The following is a 14,364-nucleotide window of genomic DNA, read 5'->3' as shown; positions in this document are numbered from 1 at the left end:
TACGACGCATACGAAAGGTTATGCCTTGGTGTCCGGGCCGCGATCCATTCCCTGCGGCACATCCCCCGGCCAGGGACGGCGGACGGCCATGGCGGCGGCCCGCTGGGCGCGGCGGACCTTGAGGCGGTCGGCGGAGTGCAGCTGCCAGGGCACGCTGGTGACCATCACGCCGGGCTGGAACAGCAGGCGGCCCTTGAGCCGCAGCGCGCTCTGGTTGTGCAGCAGGTGCTCCCACCAGTGACCGACCACGTACTCGGGGATGTAGACGGTCACCACGTCACGCGGCGAGCGGCGGCGCAGCGACTTGACGTACTCCAGGATCGGCCGGGTGATCTCGCGGTAGGGCGAGTCGAGGGTCTTCAGCGGTACGGCGATGCCCCGCCGCTCCCACTCCTCCTGCAGCGCCCTGGCGTCCTCGCCGTCCACGCCCACGGTCACGGCCTCCAGGGTCGAGGGCCGGGTGGCGCGGGCGTAGGAGAGGGCCCGCAGGGTCGGCTTGTGGATCTTGGAGACCAGGACGACGGCGTGGTTGCGCGCCGGCAGCATCGACTCGTCCACCTGTGTGCCCTCGGCGACGGCCAGCTCCTGGGAGACGTTGTCGTAGTGGCGGCGGATGGCCTTCATCATCAGGAACAGCACGGGCATGGTCACGCAGACGATCCAGGCGCCGTGGGTGAACTTGGTCAGCAGCACCACCACCAGCACCAGGCCGGTCATGATGCCGCCGAAGAAATTGATCACCCGGGAGCGGCGCATCCGGGCGCGCGCCGACGGGTCCTCCTCGGTCCGGAGGTGGCGGGTCCAGTGCCGCACCATGCCGGTCTGGCTGAGGGTGAAGGAGACGAAGACGCCGACGATGTAGAGGTTGAGCAGGCGGCTGACGTCGGCCTGGAACCCCCACAGCAGCAGGCACGCCCCGGCCGCCAGGATGACGATGCCGTTGGAGAAGGCGAGCCGGTCGCCCCGGTTGTGCAGCTGGCGGGGCAGGAAGCGGTCCTGGGCCAGGATGGCGCCGAGCACCGGGAAGCCGTTGAAGGCGGTGTTGGCCGCCAGGAACAGGATCAGCGCGGTGACGGCGGCGATGACGACGAAGAACACCGACCCGTTGCCGAACACCGCCTCGGCGACCTGGGCGATGATCGGCGGCTGGTTGTAGCCGGGCCCGGCGGGCCGGCCGTCGATGAGCACGCTGGTCGCGGCGGTGGCGGGGTCGGCGAGCTTGACGCCGGAGGCCAGACCGAGCGTGATGATGCCGACGAACATGGTGATCGCGATCAGGCCCATCATCAGCAGCGTGGTCGCGGCGTTCTTGCTCTTGGGCTTGCGGAAGGCGGGCACGCCGTTGCTGATCGCCTCCACGCCGGTGAGGGCGGCGCAGCCGGAGGAGAACGCCCGCAGGATCAGGAACACCGCCGCCAGGCCCGCGAGGTTCGACTGCTCGCCGACGATCTGGTAGCCGGCCGTGGGCGCGCGCAGCTCGTCGCCAAGGACCAGCAGCCGGAAGCCGCCCCAGAAGACCAGGCCGATGACGGCGAACATGAAGGTGTAGGTGGGAACGGCGAAGGCCGCCCCGGACTCGCGGATGCCGCGGAGGTTGACGATCGTCAGCAGCACGACGATGAGGATCGCGATCTGCGGCTTGTGCTCGGCGACGTAGGGGATCGTCGCGCCCACGTAGTCGACACCGTTGGCCACCGACACCGCGACGGTGAGGATGTAGTCGACCATGAGCGCGCTGGCCACGGTGAGGCCGGCGTTCTGCCCGAGGTTGACGGTGGCCACCTCGTAGTCGCCGCCGCCGCTGGGGTAGGCGTGCACGTTCTGCCGGTAGGAGGCGACGACCGTCAGCATCACCACGACCACCGCGGCGGCGACCCAGGGGGCGAACCCGTAGAAGGAGACGCCGGCGATCGACAGGATGACGAGGATCTCCTGGGGCGCGTAGGCGACCGAGGAGAGGGCGTCACTGGCGAAAACCGGCAGCGCGATACGCTTGGGGAGCAATTGCTCATGCAGCTGCGTACTGCGCAGCGCGCGCCCGATGAAAAGGCGCTTGACGAGGTCCGTCACCTTTGACACGTCTGCCGATGCTAGCCGCTGCCAAACCCCGCCGACACGGCACTCCCCCTCCGGGTCATACTGGCTGAGTACATTCGGAGCAAGATCCGCCTCAAACGACCGGCGGGGGAGCATGCATATCGTGATCATGGGGTGTGGGCGTGTCGGATCCACGCTGGCGCACATCCTGGAGGACAGCGGCCACTCGGTCGCCATCATCGACCGGGACCCCCAGGCGTTCCGCCGCCTGCGGGCGGGGTTCCGGGGCCGCCGGGTCACCGGCATCGGCTTCGACCGCGACGTGCTGGAGGAGGCCGGGATCGAGTCGGCCGGCGCCTACGTGGCGGTGAGCAGCGGCGACAACTCCAACATCATCTCTGCCCGGGTCGCCCGCGAGACGTTCGGCGTGGACAACGTGGTGGCCCGGATCTACGACTCCCGGCGCGCCGAGGTCTACCAGCGGCTCGGCATCCCCACCGTGGCCACGGTCCGCTGGACCGCCGACCAGATCCTGCGGCGGGTGCTGCCCGAGGGCGCCGAACCGCTGTGGCGCGACCCCACCGGGACCGTCGTGCTCGCCGAGGTGGCTTATCACCCGGGCTGGATCGGCACCAGGACCAGGGACCTGGAGGCGGAGGCGGGCACCCGTACGGCCTTCGTCAACCGGATGGGCGAGACCCTGCTGCCCAAGAACGACACCGTGCTGCAGGAGGGCGACATCCTGCACGTCATGGCGGCGGGGAACGACATGGACCGCATCAACAAGGTGCTGTCCGGGGCTCCGGAGGAGAGGCACTGATGCGCGTCACCATCGCAGGCGCCGGCGCCGTCGGCCGGTCCATCGCCGCCGAGCTCCTGGAGAACGGCCACGAGGTCCTGCTGGTCGACATCGACCCCAGGGCCATCAAGATCGACACGGTGCCGCGGGCGGAGTGGCTGCTCGCCGACGCCTGCGAGATCTCCTCGCTGGACGAGGCGGGTCTGGCCGACTGCCACGTGGTCGTCGCCGCCAGCGGCGACGACAAGGTCAACCTCGTCGTCTCCCTGCTGGCCAAGACCGAGTACGGCGTGCCCCGCGTGGTCGCCCGGATCAACCACCCCAAGAACGAGTGGCTGTTCAACGAGTCGTGGGGGGTGGACGTCGCCGTCTCGACCCCGCGGCTGCTGAGCGCGCTGGTGGAGGAGGCGGTGAGCGTGGGCGACCTGGTCCGGCTGATGACCTTCCGCCAGGGCCAGGCCAACCTGGTCGAGCTCACGCTGCCCGAGGACGCGCCGGTCGTCGGCCACCGGGCCGGGTCGGTGCCGTGGCCCACCGACACCGCGCTGGTGGCGATCCTGCGCGAGGGCCGGGTGCTGGTGCCCAGCGAGGACGATCCGCTGGAGGCGGGCGACGAGCTGATGTTCGTGGCCAACCAGGAGGTCGAGGAGGAGCTGGCCCGACTCCTGTCCCCCCGCACAACAGGCTGAGCCGCGGGAGGGAGCCCGCTCGGGGGCGCCGGTGTCTGGACTGAGGAGAGAGCGAGCGCAGCGAGCGAACGACGAGGGAAGACACCGGATAAGAGCCCCCGAGCCGCGACACGCAGTGTCGCCTGAGCACAGGGGCGCCGGTGTCTGGACCCGCTCGGGGGCGCCGGTGTCTGGACTGAGGAGCGCAGGAGCGAAGCGACGGAGCGACGAGGGAAGACACCGGTTACCAGCCCCCGAGCCGCGACGCGCAGCGTCGCCATGAACACTGTCGCAATGAGCTACGTACGGACCGGGGTCCTGCCCCTCGTCAGCAGCCACACCATCGCGGCCAGACCCGCGATCTGCAGCGGCCAGCCCATGACGATCTTGAGGATTCCCAGCTCGGCCACGGCGTCGTTGCCGCCGATGAGGTAGACCGGCAGCTGCACCGCCACCCGGATCACGCACGGGACCAGCAGCAGCCAGGTGAGCCTGGAGCAGAGCCGCACCACCGCCGGGTCGGCGCGCCATCCGGTCGGGTCGCCGGTGACCGACCCGATCAGGAAGCCCACCACGGGCCACCGGGTGACGATGGACAGCAGCATCGCCACGGCGTATCCCGCGTTGTACAGGATGCCGGGGAGGTAGACGTCGCGGGCCTCACCGGTGCGGGAGGCGAAGAACGCGCCGATCCCGATGCCGACGAGGCTGTTGAGGACGAACTGCGGCGTCGAGCGCTGCGCCAGGCGTACCACGAGCAGCACCACCGCCGCCGCGATGCTGACGGTCAGCGACTGCCGCAGGTCGGAGGTGGTGATCCAGGCCAGGGTGAAGAAGATCGTGGGCACGGCCGCCTCGACGACGCCCCGCACCCCGCCGAACGCCTTGGCGAGCTGGACGCGGATCGCCGCCTCGACGGTGTCGTGCGCGGCGGTCTCGGTGGACGCCGCCGGCCCCGGCTTCGACGTCCCGGCGGAGGGCTCGGGGGTGGTCATCTTGTCGTTCACGCTCCGTGCTCGTCGATGGGTCACGCACCGCCCGCGGGACGCAGCTCGTAGCGCGGGTTGAACATCACCTTGCGGCCGTCCTGCACGCTGACGAGCCCCTCGGCCAGGACCATGCGGCCCGGCTCGATCCCGGCGATCTTCCGGCGGCCGAGCCAGATCAGCTCGACCACGTCGGAACCGTCGTAGAGCTCCGCCTCCAGCGCGGGGGCGCCCCCGCGGGGACGTAATGTAACCGTACGTAGTGTACCGGTCACGCAGAACCTGCGGCGCCCGGCGCAGGAGACGATGGGGGTGGCGCCGTGGCGGTCGAGGTCCTGCTGGAGTTCGTCGGCCTCCAGCTCCTCCTGACTCGTGGTCAGCCGCCGGAAGAAGCTCCGAAATCCGCGCTGTTTATGCGGTTCCTGAGAACCCACGACTTTCTCCTTCAGATACGTGTCGCAACAGCGTACGCGATCCGGTGGTTCAACGGAGTTCGGCGATCTCGGGCCCCCGTTCGAACGGCCGGAGGTCCCGGCCGTTCGGGGCCCCGGCCTGCTGCTCCATGGCCTGGCGGGCCTCCGGGGGCAGTTGCAGCTCGATCGGTTCCTTCGGCACCATCGGCTCGTCCCCGCGGACGACGACGATGTCACGGATCACGTCCTCCAGCGTCGCGGCCACCTCGGCGTCCGTCGCGGCGCGGCCGCTGAGGACCGCCCGCAGGAACCAGCGGGGGCCGTCGACCCCGATGTAGCGGACCGGCTGGGCGACCCCTTCCGCGGGGACCCGCGCGTCCAGCTCGACGCCGAACGGACCGTCCTTCTCCTCGGCCGTCCCGCCCGCGGTCTTCACGCCCGCGGCCAGCTCGGCCCGTACCTCGTCCCAGATGCCGTTGCGCTTGGGCGCGGCGAAGGCATGCACCTGCAGGGCACTCTCCTCGGCCAGGATGACCGCGCCGACGATCTGCTCTCCGGCGAGGTTGAGCTGCACCTCGAACCCCTGGTCGATCGGCAGCCGCAGGCCACCGAGATCGACCCGCTCCCGCTCGGGGTAGGCGTCGGCGGCGTCCCACGGCCCGGACTCCCTGGCCGGTCCCTCCGCGGTCCCCTTGGGCTCCTCGGTCCGCGCGAACCCCTCGGCCGGGGCCGGGGACTCCTCGCGACGGCGGCGTCCGAACACTTTCCTCACGCTCCTTGAAGTCTCGTCTGCGGCGGGCCACCGGCTGGTCGCCCGCCGGCTCTCAGCGGCCGGTGGAGCCGAAGCCTCCGGCGCCGCGCGCCGACCCGGGCAGCCGGTCCACCTCGTGGAACACCGCCCTGGCGACCCGTTGGACCACCAGTTGCGCGATGCGGTCTCCCCTGTGCAGCCGTACGGCCCGCCCGGCGTCGGTGTTGAGCAGCGTCACCCTGATCTCGCCACGGTAACCCGCGTCGACGGTGCCGGGCGCGTTCACGATCGTCACGCCGTGCTCGGCCGCCAGGCCGGAGCGCGGGTGGACGAAGGCGGCGTAGCCGTCGGGCAGCGCGATCGCCACGCCGGTGCCCACGGTGGCCCGCCCGCCCGGCGGCAGCTCGACGTCCTCGGCCGCGCGCAGGTCGGCGCCGGCGTCGCCCGGGTGGGCGTAGTCCGGCAGCGGCAGCCCGGCGTCGATCCGGCTGATCAGCACCTCGACCTTCTCGCTCACGGGTTCACCTCGTAGTCGTGATGCTCGTCCAGGAGTGCCTGGGCGTCGCCGTGCTCGGCGAAGTGCTCCATGCCCACCTCGACGAAGAGGGCGGCGGCCCGTACGGCGACCGGTCCGTCGGCGGAACCGATCCGCCCCTCGGCTTCAAGGTACGCCTTCCGGCCCGACACCCCGGTGCACCAGGCCCGGAGATGCAGGGTGGTGCCGACCGGGACCGGCGCGAGGTAGTCGGTCTCCAGCCGGGCGGTGACGTAGGGGCGGCGGAACAGCCAGATGGACATGCCGATGACCTCGTCCATCGCCGTGGCGAGCACGCCGCCGTGCGCGAGGCCCGGGGCGCCCTGGTGGGCCTCGGCGACGGTGAACTCGGCGACCACCGTCTCCCCGTCGGGCGTGACGGCCTTCAGGTGCAGGCCTGTGGGGTGCCGGTCGCCGCAGCCGAAGCAGCGGCTGTAGTGGGAGCCGAGCGGCTCACCGGGGCCGGGCGCGCCGGAGGCCGGCCGGGGGCCGGCCGCGCCGGGCGGAGGGGTCGTCAGGGCTGAACGGGTCACGAGGCAGAACGTTACCGCCTGGGCTGCGGCGACTCCTCATTCACCGGATCCTCCCCCGCCGGATCGGCGTTCCCTCCGGCTTCGGAGGGAACGGTCCTTTCCGGCGGCCCGGCCTCCCCGGCGGCGCCGGACGACCCTCCCGGCGCGTCTCCGGCCGGCACGTCCGCGGACGGCGCGTCTCCGGCCGAGACGTCTGCGGACGGCGCGTCTCCGGCCGAGACGTCCCCGGCCGAGACGGTCGAGGTCGAGGCGGGCGGGGCGTCTCCGGCCTGCTCGGCCGCGGACGGCGGGCCCTGCGGCCCCCCGGCGTCCCCGGACCCGCCGGGCGGTTCGTGCGGCGGGGCGGGCGGCAGGGCCCGCTGGTCGCCGGCCAGCGCGGGCAGCGCCCGGTAGATCACCGCGGCGATCGGCACCGCCACCGCGGCCCCGGCGATGCCCGCCAGGACGCCGCCCACGGCCAGCACCAGGATGATCGCCAGCGGGTGGAAGTCGAGCGCCCGGCCGACGATCAGCGGCTGGAGCACATGGTTCTCCAGCTGCTGCTCGACCACCAGGATCCCCAGGAAGATCAGGGCGTAGACCGGCCCCTGGGCGCCGAGGGTCACCACGGTCGCGACCGCGCCGGCGAAGAGGATGCCGACGATGGGGATGAAGCTGGCCAGGAAGATCAGTACGGCGAGCGGCGCCCAGAGCGGCACGCCCATCCCGGCGAGCACGATGCCCATGACCACGCCGTGCACGGCGGCCACCGCGACGGTGCCCTGCACGTAGTGCGACAGCGTCGTCCAGGCGGTGCGGCCGGCCCGGTCGACGCGGGGCGCGGCCGAGCCGAACGCCCTCAGGAACCACGACCAGATCCGGTCGCCGTCCTTGAGCAGGAAGAAGGCGATGAACATCACCAGCACCAGGGAGGCCAGCACCTCCGCCGCGACCGTGGCGCCGGTGAGGACCGTCTGGGTGATCTGGTTGCGGCTCGCGCTGAGCTGCTCGGTGAGGTTGTCGATCCAGGAGCTGATCTGGCTGCGCTGCAGGTGCAGCGGCCCGCTGTACAGCCAGTTCTCCACATCCTTGATCGTGGACTTGACCTGGTCGACCATCCGGGGGAACTCGTCGTTGGCCCGCAGTCCGATGAACCAGCCGATGCCGCCCAGCACCGCGAACGCGATCAGCATGGTCAGCCACGTGGCGTAGATCGGCCGCATCCCCGCCGCCCGGAACCGGCGGGTCACCGGGAACAGCAGCGCCGTCAGCAGCAGCGCGATCGCCACCGGCAGCACCACGATGCGCAGCGTCGCGATGAACTGCGCGAAGTAGAAGACGGCCCAGCCGATGATGATCAGGCACAGGCTCCAGGCCGCGATGCGGAGCAGCGTGAGCGGCACCAGATGCTTCAGACGTTCCCGGTCGGAGATCACGCGTTCCAGACTGTCACGTCACGGCCTGCGGCGCGCATGGTCAACACCCGGACTCGGAAGAGACCGGCCAAGGAACGGCAAAGGGGAGGCCCGGCGGGACGCCGGGCCTCCCCTCAGCGGGCACCGGATCAGCGCTCTCCCGGCGGCCGGGAGATCACTCTGTCCTCGAGGTAGCAGTTGCAGCTGCCGCACCCTGGCGTCATGCGCCGTCCTCCCCTCGCCTGCCCTGGACCGGTCCGTGCCTCGACCGTACGGCAGGACCGCCCGACGCGGAGGACAGATTCCCGTGGGCTCAGGTGAGGGCGACCTCCACCGTCAGCTCGCCCTCGGCGGGCTCCAGCACGAACTCCTCGACGACGCCCGCGCCGCACAGGTCGTCCTGCGCCTGCCGCACCAGGTCCGCCTGGGCGCCGGTGACGCTCAGCCGGGAGACCTCGGCGCGCATCGAGAGCCGGGCGTCGGACTTGGCCTTGCGGACGTGGCCGAGGACCGCCGCCACCGCCGGCAGCAGGTCGGGCCGGCCGCCCGTCTCGCGGACCTCGGGCCAGGGCGCCCGGTGCACCGAGCCCTCGCGCCACCAGGACCAGACCTCCTCGGTGACGAACGGCAGGAAGGGCGCGAACAGCCGCAGCAGGACGTCGAGGGCCTCGCGCAGCGCCGCGCGGGCCGAGCGGGCGGGGCCGCCCTCGCCGTAGGCGCGGTTCTTGACCAGCTCCAGGTAGTCGTCGCAGAACTCCCAGAAGAACCGCTCGGTCCGCTCCAGCGCGCGGGTGTAGTCGTAGGACTCGAACGCCTCGGTGGCCTCGCCGGTCACCTGGGACAGCCGGGCGAGCATCGACAGGTCCACCGGCTCGGTGATCTCGGCGGTCCCGGCGGTCCCGGAGCCCGCCGGTCCGCCGTCCGGTCCGTTTCCGGCCTCGCCCAGGCCGAGGATGAACTTCGAGGCGTTCAGGATCTTGATCGCCAGGCGGCGGCCGACCTTGATCTGCCCGACGTCGAACGCGGTGTCGGTGCCCGGCCGGCCGCTCGCCGCCCAGTAGCGGACCGCGTCGGAGCCGTACTGCTCCAGCAGGCCCAGGGGGGTGACGACGTTGCCCACCGACTTGGACATCTTCTTGCGGTCGGGGTCGAGGATCCAGCCGGAGATGGCGGCGTTGCGCCAGGGCAGGGTGCCGTGCTCCAGGTGCGCGCGGACCACGGTGGAGAACAGCCAGGTCCGGATGATCTCGTGGGCCTGCGGGCGCAGGTCCATCGGGAAGACCTTACGGAACAGCTCGTCGTCGATCCCCCAGCCGCCCGCGATCTGCGGGCTCAGCGAGGAGGTGGCCCAGGTGTCCATGACGTCCGGGTCGGCGATGAAGCCTCCCGCCTTGCCGCGCTGGTCCTCGGTGTAGCCGGGCGGGACGTCGCTCTCGGGGTCGACGGGCAGCGCGGACTCGTCCGGCAGGATCGGCCGGGAGCGGTCGGGCTCGCCCGCGGCGTCGAGGGGGTACCACACCGGGATCGGCACGCCGAAGAACCGCTGCCGGGAGATCAGCCAGTCGCCCGCCAGGCCCTCCACCCAGGACTCGTAGCGGACCCTCATCCGCTCCGGGTGCCAGGACAGCTCCCGCCCGCGTTCCAGCAGCGCCTCGCGCAGCCCGGCGTCGCGCCCGCCGTTGCGGATGTACCACTGGCGGGTGGTGACGATCTCCAGGGGGCGGTCGCCCTTCTCGTAGAACTTCACCGGGCGCTTGACCGGCCGGGGCTCGCCGTCCATCTCGCCCGAGACCCGCAGCGCCTCCACGACCCGTTCCCGGGCGCCGTGGACGGTCAGGCCGGCCAGCTCGCCGTACGGCCCGGCCGGGACGCCGGCGGGCGGGTCGGGCAGCAGCCTGCCGTCGCGGCCGATGACCGGGCGGGTGGGGAGGTTCAGCTCTCGCCACCAGACGATGTCGGTGACGTCGCCGAAGGTGCAGACCATCGCGATGCCGGAGCCCTTGCCGGGCTCGGCCAGGTGGTGCGGCAGCACCGGCACCTCGACCCCGAACAGCGGCGTGGCGACGGTGGTGCCGAACAGCGGGCGGTAGCGCTCGTCGTCGGGGTGGGCGACCAGCGCCACGCAGGCGGGCAGCAGCTCGGGCCGGGTCGTCTCGATCCAGACGCGCTGCCCGGCGGCCGGACCCCCGGCGGCGGTGAAGGCGATCCGGTGGAAGGCGCCGGGGTGCTCGCGGTCCTCCAGCTCGGCCTGGGCGACGGCCGTGCGGAAGGTGACGTCCCACAGCGTGGGCGCCTCGGCGAGGTATGCCTCGCCGCGGGCGAGGTTGCGCAGGAAGCCGCGCTGGGAGGAGGCCCGCGCGCCGCCGTCGATGGTGGCGTAGGTCAGCGACCAGTCGACCGACAGGCCCAGGCGCCGCCACAGCTCCTCGAACGCCTTCTCGTCCTCGATGGTGAGCCGCTCGCACAGCTCGATGAAGTTGCGGCGCGAGATCGGCACCTGCCGCCTGGGGTCGGGGTCGGCCGGCGGGCGGAAGGCGGGGTCGTAGGGGACGGAGGGGTCGCAGCGCACGCCGAAGTGGTTCTGCACCCGGCGCTCGGTGGGCAGGCCGTTGTCGTCCCAGCCCATGGGGTAGAAGACCTCGCGGCCGCGCATGCGCCGGAAGCGGGCGATCGCGTCGGTGTGGGTGTAGGAGAAGACGTGGCCGACGTGCAGGGATCCGGAGACGGTCGGGGGCGGGGTGTCGATCGAGTAGATCTCGTCCCGGCTGCGCGACCTGTCGAAGCGGTATGTCCCCTCGGCCTCCCAGCGGGCGGCCCATACGGATTCCAGCCCGTCGAGAGTCGGCTTCCCGGGCATGGCCGCATGGCGTGATCGCTGGTGTGTCATGCCTCCCCATGGTATGGCTTCGCGCGTTCCCGCGACGGGGAGGGTTAGTGTTCTTCTGCAAAGCGATACAAAGGCAGGGAGCACATGCCGGGCAAAAGCGATAAGCAGCAGCAGGACATGGCGTGGCGGGCCATCGGCGGCCTGGTGGGCCTGGCGACGGCCTTCGCCGCGCGCAAGGCCATCGGGTTCGCCTGGGAGAAGACGACCGGCAGGAAGCCCCCCGTGGACACCGAGTCGCTCGACGTCGGACTCGGCGAGGCGATCGGCTACGCCATCGTGATGGGCGTGGGCATGCAGGTCGCGCAGATCCTCGCCGGCCGTACCGCCAGGAAGCGCTACGACGCCTGGAAGGCCGTGAAGTCCACCGCGCGCGACGCCGTCTCCTGACCCGCCTCCGCGCGCCCGCCGTACGGGCCTCCCTCGGGGAGTGCGTACGGCGGGCACAGGCGGGCGCGGGCGATCACGGGCGGCGCGCACGGCGTGCCGGCCGTACGGCGGTCACAGGTGGTCACGGACGGCGCGCCGGGGCGCCGGGCCGGCCGTACGGCGGACGGCCGCGCGGGCGGCGCGGTCAGGACTCCAGGTCGGCGAGGAAGTCCTTCGCCCAGCGGTCCACGTCGTAGGTCGAGACCCGGCGGCGCAGCGAGCGCATCCGCCGCGACAGGTCGTGCGGCGTGGCCCGCATCGCGGCGAGCATGGCCCGCTTGAGGCCGTCGATGTCGTAGGGGTTGACCAGGAACGCCTGTCGCAGCTCGTCGGCCGCGCCGGCGAACTCGCTGAGCACCAGCGCGCCGCGCAGGTCGTGGCGGCAGGAGATGTACTCCTTGGCGACCAGGTTCATCCCGTCGCGCAGCGGCGTCACCACCATGACGTCGGCGGCGAGGTAGAGCGCGGCCAGTTCGTCGCGGCCGTAGGACTGGTGCATGTACTGCACCGGCTGCAGGCCCAGTTCCCCCTGCTCGCCGTTGATCCGGCCGACCTGCAGCTCGATGGAGTCGCGCAGCCGCATGTACTCCTCGACCCGCTCCCGGCTCGGGGTGGCGATCTGCACGAACGCCGCCTCCCCCGGCTTGATGGAGCCCTCGTGGAGCAGCTCGCCGAACGCCTTGAGCCGCTGGCCGATGCCCTTGGTGTAGTCGAGCCGGTCGACGCCGAGCAGCACGCACTCCGGGTCGCCCAGCTCGGAACGGATCTCTTTGGCGCGCTCCACGATGTGGGGCTGGCGGACCAGGGAGTCGAACTCGCCGAAGTCGACCGAGATGGGGAAGGCCGCGGCGCGGACCACCCGGCCGCCCTCCAGGTGGATCTCGTTCTTCTGGTGCTGCAGGCCCAGCAGGCGGCGGCAGAGGCGGGTGAAGTTGGACGCGCCGCCGGGGCGCTGGAAGCCGACCAGGTCGGCGCCGAGGAGGCCCTCCAGGAGCTCCCGCCGCCAGGGGAGCTGGTAGAACAGCTCGCCCGGCGGGAAGGGGATGTGCAGGAAGAAGCCGATGCGCAGGTCGGGGCGGAGTTCGCGCAGCATGGCCGGGACCAGCTGGAGCTGGTAGTCCTGGATCCACACGACCGCGTTCTCGGCCGCCTCCTCGGCGGCGGCGCGGGCGAAGCGCTCGTTGACCGTGCGGTAGGCGTCCCACAGCACGCGCGAGTAGACCGGGGGGGCGACCACGTCGTGGTAGAGCGGCCACAGTGTGGAGTTGGAGAAGCCCTCGTAGTAGAGCTCGACCTCCGACGCCGACAGCGGCACGGGGATGAGGTGCATGCCGTCGTGGTCGAAGGGGTCGAGGTGCTCGTCGGGGGATCCGGGCCAGCCGATCCAGGCGCCCTCCCTCCGCTGGAGGACCGGAGCGATCGCGGTGACCAGTCCGCCGGGGCTGCGCCGCCACGTCCCCTCCCCCACCCGATCGACGGGAAGGCGGTTTGCGACGATCAGAAACGAGCTGCGGCCCGGCACGAAATCCTCCAGGGAGTTGGTTTGTTCTATCAACTACCCAGTTGGGGACTTTTTATGACTTAGCGGGAGGGAGTTCGTGGCGGCTTCTCAGGTCGGCGCGCACGACCTCGGCGAGCTTGCGGGTCGCGGCGCGGTTGAGCGTGCCACCGGCCACGGCGCCGGTGAGGAAGGGGCCGAGGGTGGTCAGGTTGCGGCCGAGCGTGCGCATCAGCCGGTTGCGCAGGGCCGTCTTGGCCGCCGTCCCGAGGGCGACGGTGACCGAGCCGGGGGCCGCGGGGTCGACGCCGCGCTGCTTGGACCAGGCGTTCACGAACGCCACGGCCCGCTGGGCGCCGCCGCCGGGGATCTGCACGCCGTACACCTCGTGGAGTTCGGCGAGCAGCTTGACCTCGATGGCCGCCACGACGAGGGTCTCGGCCACGAGCTGGGCGGGGGCGGAGAGCAGCAGGGGCGGGGCGGCGAACTCGGCCGCCGCGAGGGCTCCGCCGATCGCGCCGACCGTCATGGTCGCCTTGCCCGCCGTGCGGACCAGGTCGTCGGCCAGCGCCTCGGCGGTGAGGCCGTGATGGTGCTCGGAGAGGGTGGCCAGGTCCCGGACGGGGATCCGGGGGGCCACGGACATGAACACGTCGGCCAGCCAGCGTCCCCGGCCGACGCCCGACTTCCTGGCGTTCTTCGCTCCCGCGGCCAGCGCCGCGGACAGGCGGCCGAGCAGCCGTCGCCGCTCGGCGCCCTTGATGTCACCGGGCTCGGTGAGCCTGCCGACGATCTCCGCCACTTCCCGTTCCGGTGCGCCGGCCTCCCCCGCGGGCGCGGGATCCTCCGGCGAGCCACCGGTCTTGCCCCTCTTCGAAGTCATGTCGCGGAACCTCCTCAAGGCCGTCCTGGCGCGCACTTACCCTTCCACGGGAGAACACACCTCGGACAGGCCATCGGAACGATCGTCAGGCCGCGCACTCCCGGCAGATCTGCTGGCCGTTCCTCTCGGTGGCGAGCTGGCTGCGGTGGTGCACGAGGAAACAGCGCGCGCAGGTGAACTCGTCGGCCTGACGAGGGATCACCCGGAGCGAGAGCTCCTCGTTGGACAGGTCCGCGCCCGGCAGTTCGAGCGACTCGGCGAGATCGGTCTCGTCGATGTCGATACTGCCCGAGGACTTGTCCGTACGGCGCGCCTGCAGTTCCTGAAGACTGTCCTCGTTGAGGTCGTCGTCGGTCTTGCGTGGGCTGTCGTAATCAGTGGCCATCGGTTTGCTCCATCCCCCTCATCTCTCTTTGCGCCCGTTCGCGCGTGTAACGTCTGAGAGGCACGAGTTGTGCCCAATCCGACGAAGAGACTTTGCTTCGGTACCCCGTCGGAATGGTCACTGAACCTCCCCACACGTGAGGTACCTACTGCCAATGGCCATGGTTAGC

14 protein-coding genes are annotated in these 14,364 nt (G+C 71.5%); 3 read left to right on the top strand and 11 right to left on the bottom strand.

Going from position 1 to position 14,364, the window contains the following annotated elements:
* Positions 1-18 precede the first annotated feature (18 nt).
* Complete coding sequence (locus tag ACZ6W9_RS26445; protein ID WP_470120173.1) at positions 19-2,079, bottom strand: APC family permease; 2,061 nt, start codon at positions 2,077-2,079, stop codon at positions 19-21.
* Between the two features lie 112 nt (positions 2,080-2,191).
* Here ACZ6W9_RS26445 and ACZ6W9_RS26440 point away from each other — a divergent pair, with 112 nt between their 5' ends.
* Together ACZ6W9_RS26440 and ACZ6W9_RS26435 are read left to right on the top strand one after the other, a co-directional pair.
* Positions 2,192-2,857: a potassium channel family protein gene (locus ACZ6W9_RS26440; RefSeq protein ID WP_362946835.1), complete on the top strand. Its 666-nt coding sequence runs from the start codon at positions 2,192-2,194 to the stop codon at positions 2,855-2,857.
* Positions 2,857-3,525 carry a potassium channel family protein gene (locus ACZ6W9_RS26435; protein ID WP_389960415.1) on the top strand — a complete coding sequence of 223 codons (669 nt, stop codon included), beginning with the start codon at positions 2,857-2,859 and terminating at the stop codon, positions 3,523-3,525. Before ACZ6W9_RS26440 ends, ACZ6W9_RS26435 begins: the two co-directional genes overlap by 1 nt.
* A 278-nt stretch (positions 3,526-3,803) precedes the next feature.
* On the opposite strand, the gene ACZ6W9_RS26430 is transcribed toward ACZ6W9_RS26435, so the two are convergent.
* The 7 genes from ACZ6W9_RS26430 to valS form a co-directional block, all read right to left on the bottom strand.
* Positions 3,804-4,499 carry a DUF3159 domain-containing protein gene (locus ACZ6W9_RS26430; RefSeq protein ID WP_389961123.1) on the bottom strand — a complete coding sequence of 232 codons (696 nt, stop codon included), beginning with the start codon at positions 4,497-4,499 and terminating at the stop codon, positions 3,804-3,806.
* A gap of 32 nt (positions 4,500-4,531) precedes the next feature.
* Entirely contained in the window at positions 4,532-4,924 is a 393-nt protein-coding gene (locus tag ACZ6W9_RS26425; protein ID WP_389960413.1) for an OB-fold nucleic acid binding domain-containing protein, read from the bottom strand.
* Between the two features lie 49 nt (positions 4,925-4,973).
* On the bottom strand, positions 4,974-5,675 hold the full coding sequence (locus tag ACZ6W9_RS26420; RefSeq protein WP_389960411.1) for a DUF3710 domain-containing protein: 702 nt from the start codon (positions 5,673-5,675) through the stop codon (positions 4,974-4,976).
* A 52-nt stretch (positions 5,676-5,727) separates the two neighbouring features.
* Positions 5,728-6,171, bottom strand: coding sequence for a dUTP diphosphatase (gene dut / locus ACZ6W9_RS26415; RefSeq protein ID WP_389960409.1), 444 nt, complete (start codon positions 6,169-6,171; stop codon positions 5,728-5,730).
* Positions 6,168-6,722, bottom strand: coding sequence for a PaaI family thioesterase (locus ACZ6W9_RS26410; protein WP_362939632.1), 555 nt, complete (start codon positions 6,720-6,722; stop codon positions 6,168-6,170). The genes dut and ACZ6W9_RS26410 overlap by 4 nt, the downstream gene beginning before the upstream one ends.
* Before the next feature lie 11 nt (positions 6,723-6,733).
* A complete protein-coding gene (locus tag ACZ6W9_RS26405) occupies positions 6,734-8,137 on the bottom strand; it encodes an AI-2E family transporter (protein ID WP_389960407.1) in 1,404 nt (467 codons plus the stop codon).
* Positions 8,138-8,429: 292 nt separating this feature from the next.
* Positions 8,430-11,003 (bottom strand): valine--tRNA ligase, encoded by a 2,574-nt coding sequence (valS, locus tag ACZ6W9_RS26400; protein ID WP_389960405.1) that lies wholly within the window; start codon positions 11,001-11,003, stop codon positions 8,430-8,432.
* Between the two features lie 84 nt (positions 11,004-11,087).
* Between valS and ACZ6W9_RS26395 the strand changes: the two genes are divergently transcribed.
* A complete protein-coding gene (locus tag ACZ6W9_RS26395) occupies positions 11,088-11,390 on the top strand; it encodes a DUF4235 domain-containing protein (RefSeq protein WP_362939623.1) in 303 nt (100 codons plus the stop codon).
* Between the two features lie 184 nt (positions 11,391-11,574).
* Here the strand turns inward: ACZ6W9_RS26395 and ACZ6W9_RS26390 are convergent, their stop codons facing one another.
* The 3 genes from ACZ6W9_RS26390 to ACZ6W9_RS26380 all read right to left on the bottom strand — a co-directional run bounded on the left by ACZ6W9_RS26390 (position 11,575) and on the right by ACZ6W9_RS26380 (position 14,195).
* A complete protein-coding gene (locus ACZ6W9_RS26390; protein WP_389961121.1) occupies positions 11,575-12,951 on the bottom strand; it encodes an alpha,alpha-trehalose-phosphate synthase (UDP-forming) in 1,377 nt (458 codons plus the stop codon).
* A 52-nt stretch (positions 12,952-13,003) separates the two neighbouring features.
* Positions 13,004-13,810: a hypothetical protein gene (locus ACZ6W9_RS26385; protein WP_389960403.1), complete on the bottom strand. Its 807-nt coding sequence runs from the start codon at positions 13,808-13,810 to the stop codon at positions 13,004-13,006.
* 85 nt (positions 13,811-13,895) lie between these two features.
* Positions 13,896-14,195, bottom strand: coding sequence for a DUF4193 domain-containing protein (locus ACZ6W9_RS26380; RefSeq protein ID WP_362939618.1), 300 nt, complete (start codon positions 14,193-14,195; stop codon positions 13,896-13,898).
* Positions 14,196-14,364 lie beyond the last annotated feature (169 nt).

This window comes from Streptosporangium sp. NPDC053982, assembly GCF_055585205.1.
Note: the sequence above shows the minus strand (reverse complement) of the source record. Positions and strands in the feature narration are given on the sequence as shown.